The sequence below is a fragment of the Chryseobacterium sp. MHB01 genome (assembly GCF_034651565.1).
In the GTDB taxonomy this organism is placed as follows: Bacteria; Bacteroidota; Bacteroidia; order Flavobacteriales; family Weeksellaceae; genus Chryseobacterium; species Chryseobacterium nepalense.
Map to the genome: position 1 here is coordinate 312,527 of NZ_JAYEDA010000002.1, position 24,808 is coordinate 337,334.

The 24,808-nt window shown below is 37.3% G+C and carries 23 protein-coding genes; 6 read left to right on the top strand and 17 right to left on the bottom strand.

Annotated elements, in window-relative coordinates; translation table 11 throughout:
• Positions 1-36 precede the first annotated feature (36 nt).
• From U9K52_RS05040 to U9K52_RS05105, 14 genes are all read right to left on the bottom strand, one after another.
• On the bottom strand, positions 37-366 hold the full coding sequence (locus U9K52_RS05040; RefSeq protein WP_002978307.1) for an ArsR/SmtB family transcription factor: 330 nt from the start codon (positions 364-366) through the stop codon (positions 37-39).
• A 111-nt stretch (positions 367-477) separates the two neighbouring features.
• Positions 478-2,013 carry a SulP family inorganic anion transporter gene (locus tag U9K52_RS05045; protein WP_002978310.1) on the bottom strand — a complete coding sequence of 512 codons (1,536 nt, stop codon included), beginning with the start codon at positions 2,011-2,013 and terminating at the stop codon, positions 478-480.
• 474 nt (positions 2,014-2,487) lie between these two features.
• Entirely contained in the window at positions 2,488-3,294 is an 807-nt protein-coding gene (locus U9K52_RS05050; protein ID WP_156309112.1) for a PRTRC system ThiF family protein, read from the bottom strand.
• Complete coding sequence (locus U9K52_RS05055; RefSeq protein WP_156309113.1) at positions 3,294-4,016, bottom strand: PRTRC system protein B; 723 nt, start codon at positions 4,014-4,016, stop codon at positions 3,294-3,296. The genes U9K52_RS05050 and U9K52_RS05055 overlap by 1 nt, the downstream gene beginning before the upstream one ends.
• Positions 4,013-5,176 carry a hypothetical protein gene (locus U9K52_RS05060; RefSeq protein ID WP_156309114.1) on the bottom strand — a complete coding sequence of 388 codons (1,164 nt, stop codon included), beginning with the start codon at positions 5,174-5,176 and terminating at the stop codon, positions 4,013-4,015. The genes U9K52_RS05055 and U9K52_RS05060 overlap by 4 nt, the downstream gene beginning before the upstream one ends.
• Positions 5,177-5,191: 15 nt before the next feature.
• Entirely contained in the window at positions 5,192-5,410 is a 219-nt protein-coding gene (locus U9K52_RS05065) for a PRTRC system protein C (protein WP_037438461.1), read from the bottom strand.
• An 18-nt stretch (positions 5,411-5,428) separates the two neighbouring features.
• Positions 5,429-6,040, bottom strand: a complete 612-nt coding sequence (locus U9K52_RS05070; protein ID WP_156309115.1) for a PRTRC system protein E — start codon at positions 6,038-6,040, stop codon at positions 5,429-5,431.
• A gap of 12 nt (positions 6,041-6,052) precedes the next feature.
• Entirely contained in the window at positions 6,053-6,235 is a 183-nt protein-coding gene (locus U9K52_RS05075; protein WP_156309116.1) for a 3-isopropylmalate dehydratase, read from the bottom strand.
• Between the two features lie 18 nt (positions 6,236-6,253).
• Complete coding sequence (locus tag U9K52_RS05080) at positions 6,254-6,595, bottom strand: hypothetical protein (RefSeq protein ID WP_322925590.1); 342 nt, start codon at positions 6,593-6,595, stop codon at positions 6,254-6,256.
• 11 nt (positions 6,596-6,606) lie between these two features.
• The gene (locus U9K52_RS05085) at positions 6,607-7,089 is read right to left on the bottom strand and encodes a hypothetical protein (protein WP_003002504.1); all 483 of its coding nucleotides are present in this window, start codon (positions 7,087-7,089) and stop codon (positions 6,607-6,609) included.
• A 52-nt stretch (positions 7,090-7,141) separates the two neighbouring features.
• Entirely contained in the window at positions 7,142-8,215 is a 1,074-nt protein-coding gene (locus U9K52_RS05090; protein WP_322925591.1) for a DUF932 domain-containing protein, read from the bottom strand.
• Positions 8,216-8,260: 45 nt separating this feature from the next.
• A complete protein-coding gene (locus U9K52_RS05095; RefSeq protein WP_112376281.1) occupies positions 8,261-8,653 on the bottom strand; it encodes a single-stranded DNA-binding protein in 393 nt (130 codons plus the stop codon).
• Positions 8,654-9,301: 648 nt separating this feature from the next.
• Positions 9,302-10,552, bottom strand: coding sequence for a site-specific integrase (locus tag U9K52_RS05100; protein WP_045754447.1), 1,251 nt, complete (start codon positions 10,550-10,552; stop codon positions 9,302-9,304).
• Positions 10,553-10,933: 381 nt separating this feature from the next.
• Positions 10,934-12,049, bottom strand: a complete 1,116-nt coding sequence (locus U9K52_RS05105; RefSeq protein WP_248394275.1) for an ATP-binding protein — start codon at positions 12,047-12,049, stop codon at positions 10,934-10,936.
• A gap of 256 nt (positions 12,050-12,305) precedes the next feature.
• Between U9K52_RS05105 and U9K52_RS05110 the strand changes: the two genes are divergently transcribed.
• The 3 genes from U9K52_RS05110 to U9K52_RS05120 are packed head-to-tail and all read left to right on the top strand — an operon-like array spanning position 12,306 to position 15,247.
• Positions 12,306-13,604, top strand: coding sequence for a hypothetical protein (locus tag U9K52_RS05110; RefSeq protein ID WP_248394276.1), 1,299 nt, complete (start codon positions 12,306-12,308; stop codon positions 13,602-13,604).
• Position 13,605: 1 nt separating this feature from the next.
• On the top strand, positions 13,606-14,199 hold the full coding sequence (gene lptC / locus U9K52_RS05115; RefSeq protein ID WP_248394277.1) for an LPS export ABC transporter periplasmic protein LptC: 594 nt from the start codon (positions 13,606-13,608) through the stop codon (positions 14,197-14,199).
• A gap of 4 nt (positions 14,200-14,203) precedes the next feature.
• On the top strand, positions 14,204-15,247 hold the full coding sequence (locus tag U9K52_RS05120; protein WP_322925592.1) for an anhydro-N-acetylmuramic acid kinase: 1,044 nt from the start codon (positions 14,204-14,206) through the stop codon (positions 15,245-15,247).
• Between the two features lie 26 nt (positions 15,248-15,273).
• Here the strand turns inward: U9K52_RS05120 and U9K52_RS05125 are convergent, their stop codons facing one another.
• Positions 15,274-15,663 carry an SRPBCC family protein gene (locus U9K52_RS05125; protein ID WP_263602569.1) on the bottom strand — a complete coding sequence of 130 codons (390 nt, stop codon included), beginning with the start codon at positions 15,661-15,663 and terminating at the stop codon, positions 15,274-15,276.
• Between the two features lie 39 nt (positions 15,664-15,702).
• Here U9K52_RS05125 and U9K52_RS05130 point away from each other — a divergent pair, with 39 nt between their 5' ends.
• Positions 15,703-16,314, top strand: coding sequence for an NUDIX hydrolase (locus U9K52_RS05130; protein ID WP_282569135.1), 612 nt, complete (start codon positions 15,703-15,705; stop codon positions 16,312-16,314).
• Here U9K52_RS05130 and U9K52_RS05135 read toward each other — a convergent pair.
• Both U9K52_RS05135 and gldJ read right to left on the bottom strand, forming a co-directional pair.
• Complete coding sequence (locus U9K52_RS05135; RefSeq protein WP_322925593.1) at positions 16,307-17,578, bottom strand: UDP-N-acetylmuramoyl-tripeptide--D-alanyl-D-alanine ligase; 1,272 nt, start codon at positions 17,576-17,578, stop codon at positions 16,307-16,309. The genes U9K52_RS05130 and U9K52_RS05135 overlap by 8 nt on opposite strands.
• Before the next feature lie 63 nt (positions 17,579-17,641).
• Positions 17,642-19,237 (bottom strand): gliding motility lipoprotein GldJ, encoded by a 1,596-nt coding sequence (gene gldJ / locus U9K52_RS05140; RefSeq protein WP_248394281.1) that lies wholly within the window; start codon positions 19,235-19,237, stop codon positions 17,642-17,644.
• Positions 19,238-19,401: 164 nt separating this feature from the next.
• Between gldJ and porU the strand changes: the two genes are divergently transcribed.
• Both porU and porV read left to right on the top strand, forming a co-directional pair.
• Positions 19,402-23,298 (top strand): type IX secretion system sortase PorU, encoded by a 3,897-nt coding sequence (gene porU / locus U9K52_RS05145; RefSeq protein ID WP_322925594.1) that lies wholly within the window; start codon positions 19,402-19,404, stop codon positions 23,296-23,298.
• Positions 23,299-23,358: 60 nt separating this feature from the next.
• Complete coding sequence (gene porV, locus U9K52_RS05150; RefSeq protein WP_263602565.1) at positions 23,359-24,522, top strand: type IX secretion system outer membrane channel protein PorV; 1,164 nt, start codon at positions 23,359-23,361, stop codon at positions 24,520-24,522.
• The last annotated feature ends 286 nt before the right edge of the window (positions 24,523-24,808 follow it).

The following is a 24,808-nucleotide window of genomic DNA, read 5'->3' on the forward strand; positions in this document are numbered from 1 at the left end:
TTGCAATGTTACGATGATTTGGTGTTAAAAAAAAGCTTAACAGCATTCTTTACTATTTACATTCTCGACAAAAAAGCTATTGAGTTCCTTCTTAATCTCATTCCAGACTGTTTCATTAATACAGTAACATACACTAGTTCCTTCTATATTTCCTTTAATGATACCAATATTTTTCAGCTCTTTCAAGTGTTGTGAAATTGTCGCTTGTGCCAATCCCAATTCTTCTACAAGATCATTACAGATGCAGGCATTTTGTTTAATGATATGTTGCAGTATAGCTATACGAGCAGGATGAGCCAGTGCCTTTAAAATACTAGCTAAATGGTTCTGCTGTTCTGTAAAAATTTCGGTTTTTGTGACACCCATCAGTTTTATAAAAATAAATATATCGCAATATTACGATAATAAATTTAAACAGCAATAATTTTTTTTAAAATTATTGCTGTAGTTGTAATATTAAACTTGGGTACTCCGATGCTATTTATTAGTCATTACTTTGTAGGTAGGATCTTCAATAATATTCACATCAATAACTGTTTCTGCATTTTTAAGTAATTGCCTGCAATCTTGGCTTAAATGACGTAAATGTAGTTTTTTACCTTCCTTGTGATACTTCTCCGTAATTTTATTTAAAGCTTCAATAGCAGACATATCAACTACTTTACTTTCCTTAAAATCAATTACAACTTCATTCGGGTCATTTAGTACGTCAAATTTTTCAATAAATGCGGCAGTAGAACCAAAGAAGAGCGGCCCAAAAATTTCGTAATGCTTTACACCATCTTCATCTACATATTTTCTTGCACGTATTCTTTTAGCACTCTCCCAGGCAAATACTAGAGCCGAAATGACTACACCAATCAAAACCGCTAAAGCTAAGTTGTGCAATACTATGGTTATAACTGCTACCAACATGCCAATAAAAATATCGTGTCGAGGCATTTTATTAATAATTCGAAAGCTGACCCACTCAAATGTACCTATAGCTACCATCATCATCACCCCGACTAATGCCGCCATTGGAATTTGCTCGATTACAGGACCAGCAACAAGAATGATCAATAAGATTGCTATGGCTGCAACTATTGAAGAAAGTCTGGCTCTTCCTCCAGCTCCTACATTCACTAAAGTCTGGGCAACCATTGCACATCCACCCATTCCTCCGAAGAAACCGTTGGTGATATTGGCTATACCTTGTGCGGCAGCCTCACGGTTAGATTGTCCTTTTGTGCCGGTTATTTCATCAACCATATTAAGCGTTAACAGACTTTCAATCAATCCAACCCCTGCCATTACCAAGGCATAAGGGAAAATAATTTTCAATGTTTCCAGAGTAAAAGGAATAGCAGGGATGTGAAATGAAGGTAAAGAGCCTCCTACAGAGGCGATATCAATAACTTTTTTAGTATCGATGCCGAAAAAATATACAATACCAAAGACAACTATTATTGCTACTAAAGATGCAGGAACCGCTTTTGTAAATTTTGGCAATATAAATACGATGGCTATAGTTAATAATGTCAATCCAGCCATTAGATAAAGCGCCGGCCCCTGCATCCAACCTTCTATCCCGTTTTCTACAACTTTAAATTGAGCTACCTGTGCCATGAAAATGATTACTGCAAGGCCGTTTAAAAAACCATACATTACTGGTTGTGGGATCAGGCGGACAAATTTACCCAGTTTAAAAATTCCTACTGAAAATTGCAGTACACCTGCTAATATAACCGCAGCAAAAAGATATTCCACACCGTGTGATGCTGCCAATGCGATAAGTACTACTACCGTTGCTCCGGCTCCCCCAGAAACCATTCCGGGTCTGCCTCCCAAAATTGCAGTAACAATACCCATTAAAAAAGCTGCATAAAGCCCTGTCAAAGGCGAAAGCCCTGCCAGAATAGCAAAGGATAAAGACTCAGGTATCATGGTCATAGCCACCGCAAGACCCGCAAGAATTTCGTTTTTGTAATTAATTTTCTGTTTGAAATCAAACAGATTAATAACTTTCTGCATAAAAAAGTATGTTTAAATATTAAAAATGTAAATAAAAAAGAGATGCACCAAAAGAAAAAACCTTTGGGTACGATAAAAAAGCCAATAAATTAAAATTGGGAAATATAACAGTTAGCCTAAGATCAAGGCGGAGTAACTTGGGATGATATTTGTACTGTTCTTTTCATTGAGTGGTGCAAAAGTACAATTTATAGTTATTGTACACAATTTAACACCAAAAAAACTAAAAAAAATTGTTTTACAACACAGAATCTTTTCTTTGGTCGCAGTGTGAAAAGAAAAGAAGTCAATACTAAATACAGCAAATGGGATAGCGAATATCCCACATAAAAATCTCGCAACCTGTTTGTTAAAATGTGAAGAAAGGGATTGTGTAACGGTGCATTTTGAGAAAGGGGTTGCACCAATTTTAAATGCAAAAATGCGTTTCCGACCGTAGGAAGGAATTGCATTTTTGCCCGCCGATTTCGGCTTTTAGGCAACTTTTATCGGGTGGGTGCGGAAATCTTTCAGATTGTGAAAAAATCCCTTGTATTCGGTCATTCCCTTGCGAAACAAGTTCCACAACAAAGAACAACCCATTTGTGTAAGCGATGAATTGATAAACAAATCTTGGTGTTCCAACGCTTCAGCAAGTGAGCAACTTGGCGTATTGTCCTCTTGCTCGGATTGCTTCAGCAATTCGCCAAATTCATCGGTAACAAATGGCAGGCTTGCCACCGTTTCGTACTTTTCAGAATTGGGTTGTTTTATCTCTCCGATAGTGGATAATATCACTTGTCCTGTATCTTGGCTGTTGCCAAAATCCAACCAATATTTTGGCTCATCTTGGTAGTGTTTGCGATAGCTTATTTCATTAAGAATTTCAGCAACGCCAAACCTCGCCTGCACATTGTCCACACACGTAATGGTAATGATTGCCCTTGCTTTTTCGGGAAGTCTGCCAAAATTGTCTTTTTCAAATTTTACCGTTTTGGCTTTCCAATTTGTTCCTGCCCAACGGTTGCAACGATTGATTAAAGCAACGGATTTATATAATCCTGTTTCACTTTCTGCAAATCGTTGTCTGCCCAAATTGGCACTCGTGATAACATCATCGTCCCAAAGGCGGACTTGTAACCCTGCGTGTCCCAACGCAATCAAACTTTCGTTTATTTCCATTAAAGCAGTCAATACTTTTGAGCCTGTGCCACCTGCCCCGATAAGGTTTACCGAAATCGGATTGGTAGGATTGAGCAGGTAATTATCTGTAAAATGTACTGCGGTTTTTGCTGTATTCATTACAATAGATTTTTAAGGGTTTTGTTGTTCTTTTTTAATACTTCTTTCGGAAAAGGTTTATCCGTATTGATAAGGTCTTTCCAAAGGTTTACAATGTTTTTTTTCGTCAGGTTTTCACATAATGAATGACTGAAATAAGAATTGAAAAAATAATGTTCCCACGCCTGTATAAATTCCTCAACCGAAGCCGAATTTTTAATATCAACACTCACCGTACCCATACATACATTGCCCTTTTCGTAGATATTGAAGAAAGGTGCATAATGCAATGGCGTTTTCTCGGTGGGTCTTCTGTCATTTGCCAAAGCAAATACGGTAAGACTGCTTTTGCTCGCTAACCATAGCATTGGCGGTACTTGTGATATTCCGCTGGGTATGCCCAAACTATCCACAAAATACAGTTTCCGTTGTTGTGTTTTAGTGTACCAAAGTACCGTACCTTTTTCCGCATTTGGATTGATATGCAGAATATTGGTAGGCAAAATTCCCTTTGGTTTTAAAAAGGCTTGGTTCTTTTCTTCATCGGTCTGTAAGGACTTTGCTAAAATATTGGCTTCCTTTACGGTTAATGGATGGGCATTGATAGGCATTCCGTTGCTGTCCATATCAAAATGCTCCACGTACATATCGTTTTCTGTTCCTTTGGTTTCATAGAAAACCAAAGCGGATTTTGCATAGTACAATGTTCCAAAATGGTCTTTTATATCTGTTGTTGTATTCATTTTTCTATCGTTTTGTATTCGTATAATATTCCACTCAAATCATTCAATAAACCAAATAAACGGTTCTCAAAATCAAGGTTTGCTGTTGGTATTTCACTTCCGTCAAATCGCTTGGAAATAGTAGGTTCTGCCATTGCTCCGTACTCGTTAAATTCATTGTTGATGGTATCTGAAAGACTTTCGTACAACCAGCCTTTAGTATCTGCAATAAATGAAATGTATTTTTCCATTCCGATTATTTCATTCTCGTCATTATCATAAGGGTCTTTTTCGGGCAATGTTGCGTTGCTAAAAATAGTGGTGTTCGGATATTCTGTGCAAAGGGCAAACGCATTACAAGCCACTTGCCAACATTCCTTGTCGAACATATCAACACTTTTAAATCGGTTCAAACGCTGTTCAAATACCTTTAGATTAGTTCGATTAAATAGCTTTTGTTCTATTCTATCGCCAATGTATTCGGCATTTCTCAATTCACTTTTATAGCTTTCAGTTTCTTCCGTTTCCTCGTCCTGTTCCACCCAATCGTTCATCATTTCGTAAAGCCAATACAAGTAACTTTCTTCCTGCCTGTAATACGGAATTTGAGCGATATGATACAGATAACTACATACCGATAGTAAAAGCTGTGCGGTCTTTTTACGCTTTGGGTCTTTGAGCATTTTAAAGAGTGGCACAACGGGAATGTAATACAAGGTTGTTCCTGTGTTGTATCGTTCCTCGCCTATAAAATAGGTTTTCCTGCTATCCTTTACCAATCTGAAACCATCCCAATTGCTGTTGGTACGCTTTACTTTGTTTTCCATATCCCACATAGCCAATGTTATATTGTAGGGAAACTTAAAACTGTTGGTCTGCATTGGTTCAATCCTGTAATGCTCGGCAAGTTTGGAAAGGGACTTGTAAAAATCCCTCTCCGTTTTCTGACAAGCCTGTACGGATGGTGCCGTTTTTAGTTTGGGCAGAAACGTACACTTTAGAATACCATTGGTAGCATTGCTATTGGTACGGATTTCTGCTTGTCTTTCTGCACTTGGTTTGCGTCCTTTGGTCTTTGTAGCCAATTGGCGAACTCGCCCAACTGTCGGTGCAATTGCCGTTGTCGTTTCTGTTCGGGTATGCTGATAGTTCCCGATATGATGTTGCGTTGCATAATTCATCGCTTTAATATTTGGTTAACCTTTCGTACCCATTACACTCTCAAACTTGTACTCGACTGCATCGTCTTTTATTTGTGGTGCAGATACTTTTGCCGTTGTCAAAATCGGGTACATATTGGCGTAAAAATTCATTACGGCTTCCACGCTCCAACGTGGTTCGGGGTCGGTCAGTCTGATGTCCTGTCCTTTATCTTTGAGTATAAAAACTCTTTCTAATTGCGTTGCTAATAACATAATGTTCTGTTTTAATGATTAATATTCGTTTTCATCTTCGTGTGTTTCATCAATAGGATAATCGGCAGTAACTTCTTCCGCTTGTAGAAGTTTGGGGTTTGTTTCGTCAATTGCTCCGAAAAGGCTCGGTGTTGCGAATTTGTCGGATAATGCTGTTTTGCGTTTGCGTATCTCGTCTGCTTTTTCGGGAAACTCCGTTATATCGGGAACTTTTATCCACGCTTCACGGAACTTACCCTCTTTTTCCAACTCGTCCGCCTTTGCTATAGCATCTTTAAACTTCTTGTCTTTGGTTTCCTTGTCCTTTTTCGCTTTCTCGGTTTTTTCCTTTTCTATTGCCGATTGTGCTTTGGCTTCGTCCAATTGCTTTTGGAATTTTTCCATATCCACCATTAAGCCCGATACCTTTTGTATGGGTGTAGTTATCTGCTCAAAAAATCCCTCGTCAAACTCTTGGGGCGTGGCGTTAAAGGTCAATGGGGGAATTAGATTTTTTGCACTATCTCCGCATTGTTCGTTGTTGAGCAATACTGTTACAATTAGGTTGCTTTCTATCCCTTTTGAAATGTTCAGTTGCAATACTCCTGTAAAGTCCAACTGCTGTATCTGATTGAAAAAATTGGTGTTCATCGTTCTGAAATTTTAATTGTTAATACTTTTTTCTTTTTTAAGTTTCTCGTGCATATCTGCCCAATATTTCTGTCTTTCCTTGTCTGTTTCTGTTGGTGGGTCGTGCAGATATTCTTTATACCAACCAGTTTGCTGGATAGCTTTTATGAGGTCGGTAACTTCAACCCAATTCCCATTTTTATCTATGATTTTCATTGTACTTGGCTTTAAATGTTATTTGCTGATTTCCGCTATTTGGTCAATCCTGCCATATATGATACTTCGAAGACTTGTTTTGTCGGGAGCGTTGTATTCTAACCAACTGCCGTACTGCTTTACGATATAGGATTTTAAAACATCCTCAAAACCAAAACGATAACCCATAAGCGGTACAGCTCTTTTGAAATAGGCGTTTCGGTTTACTGCTTCTGCAAGCCAATTTTTTTCGGCTCGGTTCAATTTTTCGCCTTTGTTCAGTTTTTCCCTTAATAAGTAAACCTTTGCATTTTGCAGGGTTGCCAATTCGGGTACATCTTGGCGTACAAACTTTGTAGCTATTATTGTTACTATTTCCATTGCGGTAGATTTTAAGGTTGCTGATTTTTGATTTTTCGTTCCAACAAGGTTTCCAATATCTCGTAATCACTTTCGTAAATTTCTCCTTCGAAATGGTAGGTGTCCGTTTCTTCATCAAACCCGTATTGTTCAAAATCTTCGTCTTCCAAATAAATATCTGTGAGTAGCTTGTCATAAAATGTTGCCCTACCATATATAAGATTGCCCATTTCTTCATAATCCTGTGTAAAGTTCACTTCGTAATGTTCCGCTATCTTTTGAATTACTTCTATATTGGGCGACCATTTTGTTTCATACTGAAATTGCCCTTCATCGCCTTCATTCCAATAGATATTGAAGAAATAACCACCATTATTTTTAGAAATAAATTCGGGTAGTTGCCCTTCTTCGGTTTTTTCTTCCTTTTCCTTCATTGATTGAAAAAGTTCCTGTATTGCTGTGATTGTTTCGGGTTTCCCCTCGAATACAACTGTATTACTGCACCAATTTGCCATAACTTTTGTTTTTAGTAGGCTACCACCGATTAAAGCGGTAGCCTGTTGTTATTTAATTAAGGTTTAGGATTTCTGCACCATCTAAAGCAAAACCATTACACAATTCAAATGCTTTCTGTGATTTGAGTTGAGCAGTGCCACCCAATACAATGCTCTGCAACTTGGCTTCATCATTCTTGTAATTTCTTACGTTCTGATAGTAACCTGTAACCGCATTATAAGCTCCGAACAATGTTCCTTTTGTCGTATCCATTTGTTGGGTGTCGCTTATCATTGCGTATGCAAAAGCATCTTCAACGGTGTTTTTGAACACGGTGGAAATTTCATCTTCTGCACCTTTTTTGATAAGGTCAAGCGTTTCCTTATTCGGGCAAAGTGCCAATTGGATTAGCTTTTTAACTTCACGGTCTGATACCTTTACTTTTGCCCACTCATTAAAAATGCCCTCTAATTGGTTGCTCAATGTGTTGGCAAGTCCCATAATCTTGTGAGCGTTCTCGATACGTCCTTTTGCTCCCGAAGTGTGTTTGATACGGACAACATTAGTCATACTGCGTAATGAAGCGTTTAAGGTATTTTGGCAAACGATACGGATTGGTGTAAATGCGGCTGTGATACTTCCGCTACCATCGTGCGAAGTGGTAAGGAAAATGTACTTTTCCGTAACATCATCGCCATTGCCTACACGAATATAGTCGGGCAATTTGGCTGTGATAAAAATGCGTTCTCCGTTGCCTAATGCTCCTGCGGTTTCGTACAGAATGCCCTCATCACCGCCTACAATAGCATCAAAGAAATTAAAGGCTTCACGATTTTGTACGATGTGGTAATCCTTGCCGACTACTCCCAATACTTTATTGTTATCGGTGCGAATGTTAGCGTAATAATTAGGCACTTTTAATTCGCTACTGCCTATCTCTATACCATTGGTGGTTTCGATAATGCCGGAACCTTTGGTAAATAGTGGGGATTTTACGACTTCGTAATCTAATCCTGCGTGTTTGATAGCTTCCTCACTTGTTGGATATTGCTCTACGATTTGCCCCAAACCGTGCCACGCTTTTTGTTGTACGCTAAAAAATGAATAACGTCCTGTTCTCTCGTTGAAATTGATATTATGTGCCATAATGCTTAAAATTTTGATATTAAAAAATGGATTGAATGTTCTTGATTAAAATGGAAGGTCGTCTTCTGTACCTTTTCCTGCTGTACTGTTGTTTCCTGTTTGTGCAGTAGCTTGTACGCTTTCGGTTCTCTTACTACCTCCGTGCAATTTGATTTGTGAGGTATGGAAATTCAGTCCTGCTCTTGGCTCTCCGTCATTACCTGTCCACGCTCTTGTGCTTACTCGTCCCGATAGTTCTACCAAAGTGCCTTTTTTGAGTAGCTTGGCTACATTCGGAGTTATCCAATAAGAGCAGTCGAAATAGGTGGTTTGCTCTATGCGTTCGCCTTGTTTGTTTCGGTAGCTGTCGTTGGTCGCTACTGAAAAATTTACTACTTGTTTGTCCTGTGACGTTGTGCGTACTTCCGCATCCCTTGTCAGTCTTCCTGTGATGTTCATATTCTTTAATTTTTAGTTATTGATTTTGATTTTTTTTAGATTTATTCGGCAATGAGAGGAGGTGCTGTTTCGTTTCATTACCATTTCCAATGTTTTTAATCTTCATATCTGACATTTTTTTTTATTCGTTTAAAGAGCCGGAGTATGCTATGTTTCGTTTCACGAGCATAAAAGGTTCGTGTTTAGCATCACCAAGGTTTTGGAAAAAAATACTACCCAACGGGTGGAGATTATTTTCCAAACTTGCTTGACCTTTGTGATGCGTTAAGAACACGGAAATACCTTTGCTCTTGAAATGGGACAAAAAAGCATACGGGTCTTTGGATAAAAATGAATGTGGAAGCCAAGAAGATGGCATTGAGAAATGGTTCAGAGTGAATTGAAATACACATCCAATTCGCTGAATTTTTAAAACACTTTTTTAAAGCGGTGGGGCTATCAAAGCCACACTAACAGAGGATTAGAAAAATGTATTTGTGCGGGAGGAGTAGATGACAACATTTTTTAATCTTCTGTTCCAGAAGTAGCCGAAAAGCTCTTTTACAGAAAGGGAATAGCAGAGCGAAGTAAATGTGCTTTGGCTATAAAATATGGGCATAAAAAAAACAGAACCGTTAAGTTCTGCTCCTAATTTCAAATTGTGATTAACTATATAACCTGTAAAAACGCTTCTTCAATCTCCTTAAATTTAGGAGCTACCAAATCCATATCCTTACTAATCTTTTGGCTGGTAATTTTAGCATAAATCTGTGTAGTTGAAATGTTTTTATGTCCCATCATTTTGCTAAGGCTTTCAAGAGGTACGCCTTCGGTCAAAAACATCGTTCCAAATGTGTGTCTTGCGGTGTGAAAAGTTACTTTTTGTTCTGTTATAATTTCAGCTTTTTCAATTAATTTGCCAATGTGAGTATTGCAGGTTACATTGGTTGGAACTGGAAAGATAAACTCATTACGAGTGCTACCGAGGTATTTTTCTATGATACGTTTTGGGATTTCCATTAACCGAACATTAGAAGCAATATCTGATTTTTTTCTTCTGCTGATGATCCATTGGTGACCATCGAAGAAAGACTGAATATTGTTCCTTGTCAGTTTTTTAATATCCGCATAAGCAAGTCCGGTAAAACAACTGAAAATAAAAAGATCTTTCACAAGCTCATACCGTGGGTGGGGCGGTGCACACATCATCAGTTTTTCTACATCTTCTTTAAGAATATAACCCCTGTCAGTTTCTTCCATATTAATTTCATAATCTTGAAACGGATTATCACGTATCAAACCTTTTTTAATAGCCAATTCCACCAGACTTAGCACAGGCATCGTGTAAACCCAAACCGTATTATGTGTAGATTGTAAATCGTACCGAAGATAAAAATCAAATTCCCTAATAAAATCTCCAGTCAATTCCCGAAAGGCCATATCATCACGATGATAGCGTTCTTTGATAAAAGTGGTAAGATGATTATAAACCGTGATGTACTTGTTGTAGGTGCTTTGTGAACGTTCTTCCTTGTCAACCAATTTTTTAAAATCCTCATTTTTATCGTTAAAGACTTTTAGAATTGCATCATCCATTACACCAACACCCAAGAATGAGAGCTTTACTTTTTGGGAAGTAGCAAAGCCCTCGTGTTTCAGCATATCTTCATAAATTTTGTCGATACGCCCACGTATGTTATCCAACTTTTTATTAATATTTAAAGCTGTTGCGCTTTTGCCCTCAACTCTTCCATATTTTAGATCCCAATTGCTTGGGTCAATTTCTAACTTTGTCCCGAAAGTTTTAGGTGTTCCGTCAATGGTAATACGTGCCATAATCGGAGCATTACCATTTTTTTTCAGTTCGTTCTTTTTCAAGTAGAAAAGCAGTTTGAACGTTGATTTTTTTGTCTGCATCATAACTCAAATGTTTAATGTTTAAAATTAATTTACATTGAGTTACAAGGAAATACAAAAATAAGTGCAAAACACTGAAATATAACCGTTTAAACTAATAAGAAACCTCTATTAATCGGTAACGAATTAGTAACTTAACTTTGTCATTTCAAGCCCAAAATCTATCAGACACCGATTTCCAAATAAAGACTACTTCTTTATAAAACATTGTATAGCAACGGATTTAATCGTTTTGCTTAACTTTGCTTTTTACTAATCTTTTTTCTGAATAATAATAAAAATGTTATTAATGCTAAAACTGTTTGTAAGTATATTAAATATTTTTCCATTTTTACATCTTACCGCTGTAGTAATAGTTGCTGTGAGAGATAATTACTTACAATATTAACCTTTATGAATATAGCGTGATAATTTTATTCCCAGATCGGTCCACACGATTTTCGGGTTACCGTTTCTGGTGAGATGGAGATCGGCAGTACTGATTTCTTCAAGAATGCTTTCGATATTGGCTCCGCTGATGAATTTTGAAAACCCGAGCCAGTTGAATCCATTGGCATCAATTTTTTTATAAACCAGATCTTCCGACTGGTAATTCTGCAACAGAGCAAGCCTGAAAATTTCTGAACAGTAATTGAGGAAGTTTTTTTGCTTTTCCCGGTTCCAGCCGGCAATTTCCCTTGCCCACAAAATAATGCTTTTCAGGAACTCCGGTTTTTTCTTAACCATAAAAGCGTCCCTCACCCACTGAATAAAAAGCTTTTCAAATTCATCGCTTTTATTCCCCGATTGCATCAGCTTCAGAGCAGCATTAAGATCTCCTTGTGCCTGATGGATAATCTCTCCTGTTTTATCCTGAGAAATATTGAAATTCTTTTTCAGATATGCTTCGAGATCTTCATCGTTGATTCTCGGAACTTCCACAATCTGGGTTCTGGAAAGAATGGTAGGAAGAATATCGTTGGTACTTTCTGCGGTAAGAATAATAACGGTTTTTGCAGGAGGTTCTTCTAAAAACTTCAGGAATTTGTTGGCTGCTGCAATGTTCATTTTATCGGCACGCCAAACGATGAGGATTTTGGTTCCTCCTTCAAAACTTTTTAACGAAAATTTCTGGTTTTGGTCATCAACTTCATCGGCAGAAATAAAAAGCTGCTTATTTTCTGATTCCAGAAAGGCAGTCCAGTCATCATAGCTCGAATACGGAGAATTGATAATCATCTCCCGGAATTCTTCAAATTTGTTTTTGCTTAAAGAATTTCTGTTATCGGTAAAAACCGGAAAGCTGAAATGAAGATCAAGGTGGTTGAGATGTTCTACTTTTGAAGCAGCATGCTCATTTTCACTGCTTAAAATTTCTTTTGCATATGCCAAAGCCATGGGCAAGGTTCCGTACCCCTCTTTCCCAACAAAAAGCTGGGCATGGCTCACTCTGTTTTCGGCAATACTTTCTCTCAGAAGTTTTTTCAGATTTTCCTGTCCGGCAATGTTCTCCCAATTCATGGCTCAAAGATAAAGAAATTTATAATTTGTAGAATGTGAATTTTTACTTCGTAAGCGAATTTTGCGTCATAAATCAATTCTGAATTTTTATCATGTATATAAAAATAATGTACAAAAAATCATAAGCACAGCGAATTCACGATTGACCATTAACCATAATTATGTCTATTAATCGTCCTTAACAAACTTTAACCTCTTATAATTTTTACAATTCATTAATATTTAAGATATTTGCGCATTGTTTTAAAAATAAAGAATGAAAAAAATCTTTGTACTATCATTAATATCAGTCGGATACTTCCTAAACGCGCAGAATCTGAGTAATTCACCTTATGCGACCTACGGAATCGGGGATATTAAATATGATAATACGATCGAAACTTCCTCAATGGGAGGTATATCTACAGCTTTTATAAGCGATTTTACCAGTAATTTCAACTTTGCAAACCCTGCAAACAATGCTAATTTCGAGCTTACAAGTATTAAGCTGGAAGCTACCAACGAAAACAATTACTTTAAAACAGATTATAACAATACGAAGTCTACCAAACATTCTACGTATTTATCCAATATTTCCCTGGCTTTTCCATTATCTCCGAAACTGAAAATGGGGCTTTCTTATCAGCCTTACAGTTCCAAGAGCTATGAAATTGTTCATATCGATGACATTACAGACGAAAACGGTGTAGTATACGATAAAAGAGCCAACAGATTTAAAGGAAGCGGAACATTAAATACCGCTCAGATTGCATTAGGCTATAAAGTTAATGATAAATTTGCCGTTGGAGCCAGAGCCAACTACTATTTTGGTAACCTTTATGACCTAAATGAGCTTACTTATGCCAGCGCAGAGCTTATTAACGGTTATGAAACCAAAAACAGCATCAAAAATTTTAACTTTACGCTGGGAGCAAGCTATCAGAACCTAAATACAAGTACCGACAGAAAACTTACGATTGGTGCAACCACTACTTTTGGTAATACCAGTAATATGGCCACTGATTATGTAAACAGTACTTATTTCTATTCTGATGCCGGGCAAACTATAAAAGCCAATGAAAGTATTATTGAGAAAAGAAGTACGGATTCTAAAAATCTTATGCCGTTACAAGCCTCTTTAGGAGTAGGATACGGAGAAGAAAACAAATGGTTCTTATCCCTTCAGGGAGATTATAAAAAGGGAGAAAGCATTGCTTATTTCGGACAGTCCTTGGATCTTCAGGATTCTTACAGAATTTCTGCCGGAGGTTGGTATTTGCCGAATTACAATAACTTCAGAAGTTATTTTTCCAGAATCGTATACCGTTACGGAGCTTTTTATGAAAAGGGAAGCTTACAGATTGCTGGACAAAATATCAATAAATTCGGGGTTTCCGGAGGAGTTCTTCTGCCATTTAAGAACAGCAGCATCACAAGGATGAGCGGTCTTGAACTGGGCCTTGAAGTCGGAAAAAGAGGAACACTTAAAAATAATCTCATCAACCAAAACTATATTAACCTGAGAGTCGGTTTTAATTTTGCAGATAAGTGGTTCAGAAAGACTCTATACAACTAAAATGAAGTTCTTCAGAAACATATCATATAAAAAAAATATAGCATACCTTTTTAGTTGTGCTATATTTTTTATGGTAACATCCTGTGAGGAAGACCTTACCAATAACAAAGGTAAAAACAATAAAAACTTTGCTTCACAGATTATCAATAACGCCAATATTATTCAGCGGGATTCCGGTTTTGTAACGATGCGGGCCAAAGCTCCCATTATTGAAAAATATGAGCTTATCGACAGTCCTTATACCGTGGCAAGAAAAGGAGTGAATATTCTTTTTTTCGATAAAAAAAAGCCAAAAGTACCCGGAACAATAAAAGCAAAATATGCAAAATTCTACGATTACAAGCAATTTTACGAAGCCAGAGGTGATGTAAGAATTACAACGAATGAAAATGAAAGGTTTGCCATGCAGACCGTTTTCTGGGATCAGCGAAAGAAAAGAATTTATACCCGTGATACGGTATATGTAACGATGAAAGACGGATCAACACTGATCGGGGCACACGGAATGACCGCTAAGGATGATTTTTCCGAATATGTTTTTTACCAGAATTCGGGAGATTTTACTACCGACAAACTATCTGAAAAACAAAAATAGCATTATGACTTTCCATGCGATAGGACTGATGTCCGGAACGAGTTTAGATGGTCTGGATATTTGTTTTGTAAAATTTGAAAAAGTTCATTCCTGGAGTTTCGAAATTATAAAAGCTGAAACGGTTTCTTATTCTGAAAATCTTTACAATGACTTAAAGCATGCGATAGATCTTTCCGCAGAAAAACTGCTGGAATTGCACTCTGCATACGGATTTTTTTTAGGACAAACCGTAAAAAACTTTATTGAAAAGCATGGGCTTAAAAACATAGATCTTATTGCTTCTCACGGCCACACGGTTTATCATCAGCCTCAAAAAAAATTTACCCTTCAGATCGGTGACGGCCGTGCTATCAGGCTGGAAACAGGTATTCCTGTTGTTTATGATTTCCGGAGCCAGGATGTATTAATGGGTGGTAACGGAGCTCCACTGGTGCCAATTGGTGACAGGCTTCTTTTTTCTGAATATCATGCATGCCTTAATCTCGGAGGTTTTTCCAATATTTCATTACAGTCTGAAGGCAGGAGAATTGCTTTTGATATTGCCCCAGTAAATATTGTTCTCAATAAACTGGCTCAATATTTAGGTAAAGATTTTGATGAAAACGGAGATTTGGCAAAAAAAGGAACTATTCATGCAAGCCTTCTTTCATCATTAAATTCATTAGAATTTTACCATCAGCCCCATCCTAAATCTTTAGGAATTGAATGGTGTAATGAAAATATATTTCCATTATTTGAAAACGTGGACCATATTGATGCTATAGCGACATTTACCGAACATACTGCTTACCAGATTGCAGAGGTGATTAATAAAAATCATCTTAAAAATGTCCTTTTTACAGGCGGTGGAACGTACAATCACTATTTAATTGAAAAAATCCGGGATAAAACACAGGCTGAAATTATCATTCCTGAAAAAGAAATTATCGATTATAAAGAAGCCCTGATTTTTGCTTTGATGGGAATTTTAAGGTTGAATAATGAAATTAACGTACTTGCTTCCGCAACGGGAAGCCCGAATGATCACAGTTCAGGAATTATTGCATAAAAAAACCTCCGTTTGCGGAGGTGCTGTTATTTATAAGCTTCGATCTTATCGGTAAGGGTGTTGATAAAGTTCTGAAGAGGTTTTTCCACCATCATTTTAATAAACGGATTAAACTTTCCTTCAAACAACATCTGTACTTCCGTCTGGTTTTCATTAACAGGATGCAAAGCTGCTGTCAGTGAAAAATCAAGACTGGAGCTTGCCGATTTCAAGACTGCCTTATCACTGGTGACTTCATCTATTTTAAGAGCAATTTCCGGCATGCCCTGCAGCCCGAATTTAAATCCGTCTTCTCTCGTTTCAAACTTCTGTAAACCATCCGGCATGAAATCTTTGTAATTTTCAGGAGATTTCAGGATTTCTACCAGGTCTTTAGATGATTTATTCACAATAATCTTTCGTCCTTCTAAATTCATTTTTTATTTTTGTATTAAATTCTTAATTCTTACAAATATATGTATAAAGTTTTTGTGAACGAAAAAAAATTACTGTTGTCTAAGCAATCTGAAAACTTAGAAAAAACGCTTGGATACGAAAACGTCACAAGCCTGGAGATCGCTCTTGATCTTCTTGAAAATACATCTGTAAAGGAATTAAACGTTTTCGGGGAAAATATCGATGAGATCTGGTCAGAATTTCAGAAACTTTTCAGGATAATAGAAGCTGCAGGCGGTATTGTAAGTAATCCTGAAGGAGATATCCTTTTTATCAAAAGACTTGGAAAATGGGATCTGCCGAAGGGAAAAATGGAAAAGGGAGAATCCCGTGAAGAATCTGCGGTAAGGGAAATTGAAGAAGAAACAGGATTGCAGAATGTGGAACTGCTAAGCTTCATCAACACTACTTATCATATTTATATTGAAAGAAACGGTGATAAAGTACTGAAATGCACGCATTGGTTTGAAATGAACTTTGATGGTGAAGATACTTCAAAACCTCAGATTGAAGAAGGCATTACTGAAGTTGCCTGGAAAAATACCCTCCAGATCGAAGAAGAAGTTTTCCCAAGCACATTTAAAAATATCAGACTTATTATCAGAGAATTTTGGAATACAAAGATTAAATAAACTCTATTGCTTTTTCCAGAGCGATGCCTCTTGAGCCTTTCAGTAAAATATTTTTCGAGGAAATTATATTCTTTTTCAGGTATTCCGTTAGAGATGATGTTTCTTCAAAACTTAATGGCGAATGATTGACCGTTCTGAAAATTTTGCCTACCGTGATGATTTCATCAAATCCCAGATCCTGGGCAAGTTTCAAAATTGCCAGATGTTCTATTTCACTTTCGTCTCCCAGCTCAAGCATATCCCCTATGATGATTGTTTTTGAGCCTTCGAAAGTAATAAAGTTTTTGAGGGAAGCAGCCATCGAACTCGGGTTAGCATTATAAGTATCTAAAACCAGAGTTTTATTTCCTTTTTCAACAACCTGAGAACGCATATTGGTAGGAGTATAATTTTCAATAGCATGAATGACTTTATCAAAGTCAATTCCAAAATAAAGCCCCAGACTTGCCGCTGCACATAAATTGGTAAAATTATATTCCCCCGTAAGTTTTGAAACAGCTTTTTGGTTTTTATACATTAAACCTACAAAATTTTGTTCTGAAACCAATTCAAACTGATAATCCGATTCTGCATTTCCGAATGTAATTTTTCCTGAATACTCTTTTGTTTTCTCAAACTGGATGGGATCATTATCATTCACAAGAATTGTTTTGCCATTATTTTTAAGATAGTCGTATAGTTCAGATTTCCCTTTAATTACACCCTCAACTCCTCCGAATCCTTCCAGGTGCGCCTTTCCGAAATTGGTAATATATCCGAAATCAGGCATTGAGATTGTACATAAAAAATCAATTTCTTTCTGATGATTGGCTCCCATTTCTACTACCGCCATTTCATGCTCAGGTTTAATTGAAAGAATGGTTAAAGGGACGCCAATATGATTGTTTAAATTTCCACGGGTATACTGCACGTTGAATTTTTCGGAAAGTACGGCATGGATAATTTCTTTTGTTGTGGTTTTCCCATTGCTTCCCGTTAACCCGATTACAGAAATCTGAAGTTTTTTTCTATGGTATCTTGCAAGCTCCTGTAAAAATTCTAAGGTTGAAGGAACATAAAAGATATTCTTTTCAGGGTTTTCGTAATCCTGCCGCTCTACAATAACAGCCAATGCCCCTTTGTTGACGGCCTCTTCAGCTAATGTGGCTGCATTGAAATTTTCTCCCGAAAAGGCAAAGAAAATATCATTTTTTTCAATTTTTCTGCTGTCTATTACAACATGTGCAGCTTTTAAAAACAAAGGATAAAACTGTTCTGTATTCATGGTTCAAAAATAAAAAACCTTCCAGAATTCCGGAAGGTTTTTTGAAAATTATTTTGATAAATATTATCTTCTTGTTCTACTCTTATCGTTTGCTCTTGCATCCTGAGCCACACGGAATCCAATCCATCCGTATGCTTTGTTTTGATCTTTATATCTTCTTTGTCCCGGATCCAACCAGTATGCTGTATCCTGCCAAGAACCACCTTTTACAACTCTGACATCATTTGAAACTCCAGAAGTTCTTTCTTTTCTGTCTTTCTGTAATACTACTCTACCGTTCCCATCTACAATAAATCTTGATTTAGGAGAGTTGTACATATCGTACGTTGAAGCAGAATCAGAAGCATTTCTGTAGTCTAAAGAAGACATTCTGTCGCCATCTCTGTAGTTTCTGTAATCAGCAATGGTTTCTCTTTCAAAATGACCCGGAAGGTTTTTGTAAACCAATCTTCCGTCTGCCAAAGTATCATACTTGATGCTGTTTTCATCTACCATCTTGTAAGTACCGTCTCCGTTTCTTACAATAGCCTGAGGCATATTTCCTCTGTAATAGTTGAAGTCGCTGAAGTCTTCGTCAATAATTGGTCTGTATACATCTGCTGTCCATTCTGCAACGTTTCCGTACATACCATAGATCCCTAAATCATTGGAAGGAAATTGTCTAACATCAGAAGTCTGTGCAGAACCGTCGTTTTTCCAACCTGCGATACCGGAATAATCACCAGCACCCATTTTGAAGTTTTCAAGGAACATACCTCTTTCTCTTCCTTTGGTACCTCTTAGTTTTTCAATCTGAGGTGTTTTACCCATGTATTGGTTATACTCTCTGTTTTTAGCCATTCCCAGAGCTGCATATTCCCATTCTACTTCTGTAGGAAGTCTGAATTTTGTTACCATCGCAGCGTTCGGAGCTCTGTTGGCAGCAAGCAATCTTTGGTTTGTTGTTTTCAAACCTGTTTTCTGCTGCATTCTTTTTTCGTTGATATAGCCCTGCATTTCAGGATCATTCGATTTGAATTTATCCATATTGAATGCAGTTCCGCCTTGGTTATTAGATTCGTTGATATACAAATCCTTTGCGATAATACCTGCCTGCATCAAAGCTTTTTCATTAGCTCTGTCTGACAACCATTCGCAATATCTGTTTGCCTGAGTCCAAGATACTCCCACTACAGGATAGTAATCAAACTCCGGAGAACGGAAATACGTCTCGTTGTAATCATTTCTAGATAATTTGTTGTCCCACAATAAGGTATCCGGCAAAGCACCGTTGTAGATTTCCTTAAAGCTTGGATCGCTTGGAGGGAATACATACTTCAACCATGTAAGGTATTCGCGGTATTCGTAGTTAGTAATTTCAGTTTCCCCGATAAAGAAGGAACTTACCTGCATTCTGCGCGGTGAGTTATTCCAATCGTGCATAACATCATCTTTCACTAATCCCATTGTAAAAGTTCCACCTTCTACATATACCATTCCCGGCCAACCCTTTTGTTTTTGTTGCTTTCCTGCAAAAAACCAACCTTGTTTCTCGTTTGGTTTCCAACCTGTTTTGCTGACAAATTTTTTAGTACCGCCGCCATTATTAGATCCTCCGCAACTGGTTAATGCAAGTGTAGAACTTAATGCTATTAATGAAAACAACTTTAGTTTTTTCATAGTCGATATAAATATTTTCAAAGTACAAAGAAAAAATAAATTATTCAATAAATCAAGTAAAGAGTTGATTTTTTTGAAAAACGTTAACAAATTAATTTTATTGTATCACAATTTAATTATAAAATTTTCATTTATTTTGTAATTCAGAAATTTCAACAATAAACATGAAACAAAAAATTTCGCTTTTATTTTTATTAGGCTTCGTATCAACATTCTGGGCTCAGAGAATCTCCATAGAATGGGATGGCTCTAAAATCCGGGATTATGGTGATACCAAACTCAATCTTCCCAATTTTAAAAATCAGGGATTTTCATTCAGCCAAAATAACATTTTTATAACAACCAGACAACAGGTTGGTGAAAAGCAGTTAAAAGTTTCCAATCCTGTATGGGAAAATATCCCTGCAAAAGATTTATATGAGATAAGCAAAGATCTTCTTCCTGATTATGAAATTAAAGACGTTGCCTATTATAATTCTGAAGGAGAGCGATATGCAAATATTAATGTAGCATTATTTAAAAGAGAAAAAGGACAGGTAAAACGTTTGTCTTCATTTGAAATTTCAGAAACAAATACCTCCAACAGCCTCGGAAACACTTTAAAAGTAGGAACCACTACCAACCCTTTATCAACCGGAAATTTTTATAAGATTAAAGTTGACAAATCCGGGATTTTTAAAATTACGAAACAGTTTTTGCAGGACAACGGCATCAATCCTTCTTCTGTAAATCCTAAAAACTTCAGAATCTACGGAAACGGAGGCATCATGCTTCCCGAATTTAATCAGAATGTGAAATACAGTGCGCTTCAGGAAAATGCCATCCAGGTTGTGGGAGAAGATGATGGTGTGTGGCATGATAGTGATTATGCATTGTTCTATGCACAAGGACCGGATGGGTATAATCTTTACAATACTTCCAACGGAAACGGATTTAAAAGAACAGATACCAGAAGTGACAGAAGTGAGAATGTGAAAAACATTTATGAAGATTATTCTTATTATTATATCAATTTTGATAAAGGTCCGGGAAAAAGGGTTCAGAATGTGGACGTTAACCTTCCTGCTACTCCACTTATTACAAGATTTGATAATTATCAGGTAGTAAATAAAGACCAGAAAAATCTGATGAAAGTAGGGAGATTATGGGTTGAAGACACTCCGTTTACAACCGATAAAGCAGTAACTTTTACTACAGCCTCAGCCATTCAGGGTGGTGATGAGATACGATACAGAGTGCAGGTAATCGGATATAAATCACAGCAAAACAGCATATCCTTTGATATTAATACGCAAAATCCTTTAAACACGGTTATCCCATCTGCAAACTCCGGAGGAACCAATGAGTTTTTCCCATTGAGATATTCCGGGCTAATAACAGGACTGAGCGGAAATCAGATCACATTTAACCTAAAACCGAACATTACGGTAAATCCCAACGGAAATTTTTATGTAGATTATCTCGAAGTACAATATAAGGATAACCTTAGCTTCAACGGTACACAAATGAATTTCAGGGATTTCTCTTTGGTAAGCGGCAGCAATACCACTTATGGTTTCAGCTTATCCAATGCCTCTTCTGCAGAACAGATATGGGACGTTACAGACATCACCAATGCCAACAGAAGAGTGAATAAAGCAGCAGGAAATACAACATTTAATTTTGCTTATACTGCGGCAGACCAAAATTTTAATAATGAATTTGTAGCTTTTAAAGCAGATGCTGCCTATTCTCCACAATTTGTAGGACGTATCAATAACCAGAATCTTTCTGCACTTCAGAATATAGATTATCTGATCATTACCGTTCCGGAAATGATGGGACAGGCGCAGAGACTGGCTAATTATCATCAGACCAAAAACAATTATAATGTACAGATTGTTGATACGGACAAAATATATAATGAATTCGGGAGCGGAAGCAGAGATCTTACGGCAATCAGGGACTTTGTAACAAAGCTGAACACGCCTTTAGGAACCTTAAAATATGTATTTATTTTAGGAGACACTTCATATGATTTTAAAAACAGAGTCTCCAATAATTCCAATGTTGTGACAAGTTATCAAAGTGAAGAATCTTCCGATGTGATAAGATCTTTCGTTACAGATGATTATATTGTAATGACAAAACCACAAACAACCGAATTTATTACCAATAACCTGCCAGATCTCCCTGTTGGAAGACTTCCTGCTGCTAATGTGACGGAGGCTGCCAATATGATGGATAAAACCCTGGCTTATTACAACAATTTATCAGGACAGTCTACCCCATTCGGAGAATGGAAAATGAAGCTCGACTTTATCGTAGATGATGATAATGACGGCGGAACACCTTTCCATACCGTTATGAATAATTCTTTGGCCACGGTTTTTGAGCAGCCAACGCAGGTACTCAAAGAATACAATGTAAGGAAATTATATCTTGATGCTTTTCAGGCACAGAGTACCGCAGGAGGACAAAGGTATCCTCAGGTAAACCAGGCTATCTCAAATGACATAGGAAACAGTCTGTATATGTTCTATTTCGGACATGGAGGAATCAACGGATGGGCACAGGAAAGAGTTTTAACCTTATCTGAAATTCAAAATGCCAACAATTTTTCTAATGTGTACAGCAGATTTCCTTTTGTGTCGACCATTACCTGTGAGTTTACGCTTTGGGATGAGCCTGATACCTCTTCGGCAGGTGAGCAGTTCCTTAAAATGAAACAGGGCGGTCCTGCCGCTATGATTACTTCAAGCCGTGCCATTGATGTAGGATACGGAGTGGATTTTACCAATCTGTACACCCAGAATATTTTTAAACTGAATAATGATGATTTTCAGACACTCGGAATTGCACACCTGAACGCCAAAAAGCAAAAAGGTTCAGCAACAGACCACCTGAAAGTTAATTTTCTGGGAGATCCTGCGATGAAACTGAGCAGACCACAACGATTACTTGTCATTGATAATATTGACACTCCGGTTCCGGGACTTATCAGAGGTTTGGATTTTGTTAAAGTAACAGGACACATCAATAATCCGAACGGAACGATTAATACAACTTTCAACGGGCGTGTGGTCATTAATATTTTTGACAAAAGATTAAATAAAACCACATTGAATAACGACGGCGGCCTAACCCCTGTTTTACAATACACAGAAGAAGGAAGTGCTATTGTAAAAGCTTCGGGAACTGCAGTAAACGGAGTATTCACGGTAGAATTTTATGTACCTAAAGATATTAACTATGCTGTGGGACAAGGAAGAATTCTTGGGTATGCAGATAATAAAGCAAGCGATGTATTCAATAATCAGGCAGTACAGGTAGGAGATATCAATCCAAACGGGATTAATGACAACGAGCCGCCGAAAGTGAAACTTTATATGAATAACACCAACTTTGCCGATGGTGGTATTACAGATCAAAACCCAATGCTGCTTGCATGTATTACGGATGACAAGGGAATTAATTCTACAGGGTCTGGTATCGGTCACGATATTACTGTATATTTGGACGGCCAAATTATCAATACCGTTGTATTAAATGATTTTTTTGCTTCCGGAGAAGGAAACGGATGCCTCAATCCAAGTCTGGCAGACTATCAGAAAGGGAATGTTACCTATCCTTTCAGGAATCTTTCCACAGGGCAGCATCAATTGACATTTAAAGTTTGGGATATAAACAATAATTCCACAACTGCAACGTTAAATTTTGAAGTTAAGGATGAAGCAGACCAGCATCTGGTGATTAACAGACCGTTAAACTGGCCGAATCCTTTTACCAACAAGACATACATTCAGTTTGAACATAACTGTGATGATATGCTGGATGTAAATGTTCAGATATATACCATTACCGGAAAATTGGTAAGAACTTTATCTCAGCCGGTAGTTGCGGAACCGTTCCTACAGGGCTTTAGAACGCCGCGTCAGGCTATAGAATGGGACGGAAGAGATGATTTTGGTGCCACAGTAGCAAAAGGTACGTATATTTTTAAGATATTTGCAAAAAGTCAAAATCAAGAAAAATGCAAAGGAAGTGCTACAGCTGTAGAAAAAATGGTACTTTTGAAATAATTTTAAAACAATAACAATAATAATATCAATAAAAAACTGATAATATATAAAAGACAACATATGAATTTAACTACTAAACTGCTTTTAGGAATTGGGTTAAGTGCTGGCTTTTTAGGCTATTCTCAAGATTTAAGCCTTGTAAGACCTGTATTAACCGGAGCTCCTTTCTTAAGAATCGCGCCAGATGCAAGAGCTGGAGGTATGGGGGATCAGGGTGTCGTTACCTCTCCGGATGCTTTTTCTCAATTCTGGAATGCTGCAAAATATCCTTTCAGCAGAACAAGTTCTTCTGTGGGATTAAATTACACTCCGTACATGGGAAAACTTACCAATGATGTGTTTTTATTGTATGGAGCGTTCCATAAATTTTTAGGGCAGGAAGAGCGATCTACCATTTCAGCAAGTATTTATTACTTTAATATGGGTGAAGTGGATCTTACTCAGTTAGTAGGAAATGAAGTAACTTCATTGGGTACTTCCAAGCCAAACGAATTCTCAATTGACGTTGCTTATGCTTTGAAACTATCTGATTCATTCTCCGGTGCTGTTACCGGTAGATTCATCCGTTCAGACTTAGCTGGAGGATTCAATACAGATACGACTTTGAAACCAGCTAATAGCTTTGCTGTAGATGTTTCCGCGTACTATACTTCTCCAAGATTCTCAAGTTTTGGGAATATGGACGGAAAAATAAACGCAGGTTTTACTATTCAGAACGTAGGTCCAAAATTAGACTATACAGGAAACGAAGAATCAAGATCCTACCTTCCTACCATGGCAAGATTAGGACTTGGTTACGACATGTATCTTGATGATATGAACAGAGTAGGCATTAGCTTTGAAGGTTCTAAAATCCTGGTTCCGGGGTCGGAATATGTAGGAACAGATCCCAATACAAGACAACCGATCTATGAAGTTCCAAACGTGGGACCAATTGCTGGTATCGGAAAATCCTTTAAAAATCCGAATTCTATCATGATGAGTGGAGCCTTGGAGTATTCTTATGACAATGCATTTTCAGTAAGAACAGGTTATTTCCACGAAAGTGAAGAGCAGGGAGCAAGACAATTTGCTACTGCAGGTATCGGATTAAAATACCGTTCTTTTGGTCTTGACATTTCCTACCTTATCAATATGTCGAAAATCAATACTGCATTGGACAACACCCTGCGTTTCGGACTTACCTGGAACATCGGTGAAGAAACATCAAATGTAGATTATTAAGAAATACCATATATCAAACAAAAGTCTCATAATTTTATGGGACTTTTTTATTTTCAGAAGCTTTTGACTTCGTCGAATTGTAATTTATTATTTTTCAAGGAGCAATTTGATTACATCGAAAAGCAATATATATATTTTATTGGAAGCTTTTTCCCGCTCTCCGCACTCGCTATTTTATGTTTCGGATTGCGGCGGCTTCGCCGCCGCAATCCGAAACATAAAATGAGCTCAGACAATTGCTGCGATCGGGGCTATATTGCAGGACTGGTGACTTCGAGAACCTCAG

Excerpts from the sequence above, each read along its gene's own strand:
- U9K52_RS05045 (WP_002978310.1), bottom strand. The coding sequence starts at position 2,013 with ATGCAGAAAGTTATTAATCTGTTTGATTTCAAACAGAAAATTAATTAC.
- U9K52_RS05095 (WP_112376281.1), bottom strand. The coding sequence starts at position 8,653 with ATGAACATCACAGGAAGACTGACAAGGGATGCGGAAGTACGCACAACG.
- U9K52_RS05040 (WP_002978307.1), bottom strand. The coding sequence starts at position 366 with ATGGGTGTCACAAAAACCGAAATTTTTACAGAACAGCAGAACCATTTA.
- U9K52_RS05050 (WP_156309112.1), bottom strand. The coding sequence starts at position 3,294 with ATGAATACAGCAAAAACCGCAGTACATTTTACAGATAATTACCTGCTC.
- U9K52_RS05060 (WP_156309114.1), bottom strand. The coding sequence starts at position 5,176 with ATGAATTATGCAACGCAACATCATATCGGGAACTATCAGCATACCCGA.
- U9K52_RS05085 (WP_003002504.1), bottom strand. The coding sequence starts at position 7,089 with ATGGCAAATTGGTGCAGTAATACAGTTGTATTCGAGGGGAAACCCGAA.
- U9K52_RS05070 (WP_156309115.1), bottom strand. The coding sequence starts at position 6,040 with ATGAACACCAATTTTTTCAATCAGATACAGCAGTTGGACTTTACAGGA.
- U9K52_RS05110 (WP_248394276.1), top strand. The coding sequence starts at position 12,306 with ATGAAAAAAATCTTTGTACTATCATTAATATCAGTCGGATACTTCCTA.
- U9K52_RS05125 (WP_263602569.1), bottom strand. The coding sequence starts at position 15,663 with ATGAATTTAGAAGGACGAAAGATTATTGTGAATAAATCATCTAAAGAC.
- U9K52_RS05100 (WP_045754447.1), bottom strand. The coding sequence starts at position 10,552 with ATGATGCAGACAAAAAAATCAACGTTCAAACTGCTTTTCTACTTGAAA.
- U9K52_RS05065 (WP_037438461.1), bottom strand. The coding sequence starts at position 5,410 with ATGTTATTAGCAACGCAATTAGAAAGAGTTTTTATACTCAAAGATAAA.
- U9K52_RS05135 (WP_322925593.1), bottom strand. The coding sequence starts at position 17,578 with ATGAATACAGAACAGTTTTATCCTTTGTTTTTAAAAGCTGCACATGTT.
- porU (WP_322925594.1), top strand. The coding sequence starts at position 19,402 with ATGAAACAAAAAATTTCGCTTTTATTTTTATTAGGCTTCGTATCAACA.
- U9K52_RS05090 (WP_322925591.1), bottom strand. The coding sequence starts at position 8,215 with ATGGCACATAATATCAATTTCAACGAGAGAACAGGACGTTATTCATTT.
- U9K52_RS05075 (WP_156309116.1), bottom strand. The coding sequence starts at position 6,235 with ATGAAAATCATAGATAAAAATGGGAATTGGGTTGAAGTTACCGACCTC.
- porV (WP_263602565.1), top strand. The coding sequence starts at position 23,359 with ATGAATTTAACTACTAAACTGCTTTTAGGAATTGGGTTAAGTGCTGGC.
- gldJ (WP_248394281.1), bottom strand. The coding sequence starts at position 19,237 with ATGAAAAAACTAAAGTTGTTTTCATTAATAGCATTAAGTTCTACACTT.
- U9K52_RS05080 (WP_322925590.1), bottom strand. The coding sequence starts at position 6,595 with ATGGAAATAGTAACAATAATAGCTACAAAGTTTGTACGCCAAGATGTA.
- U9K52_RS05130 (WP_282569135.1), top strand. The coding sequence starts at position 15,703 with ATGTATAAAGTTTTTGTGAACGAAAAAAAATTACTGTTGTCTAAGCAA.
- U9K52_RS05105 (WP_248394275.1), bottom strand. The coding sequence starts at position 12,049 with ATGAATTGGGAGAACATTGCCGGACAGGAAAATCTGAAAAAACTTCTG.
- U9K52_RS05120 (WP_322925592.1), top strand. The coding sequence starts at position 14,204 with ATGACTTTCCATGCGATAGGACTGATGTCCGGAACGAGTTTAGATGGT.
- U9K52_RS05055 (WP_156309113.1), bottom strand. The coding sequence starts at position 4,016 with ATGAATACAACAACAGATATAAAAGACCATTTTGGAACATTGTACTAT.
- lptC (WP_248394277.1), top strand. The coding sequence starts at position 13,606 with ATGAAGTTCTTCAGAAACATATCATATAAAAAAAATATAGCATACCTT.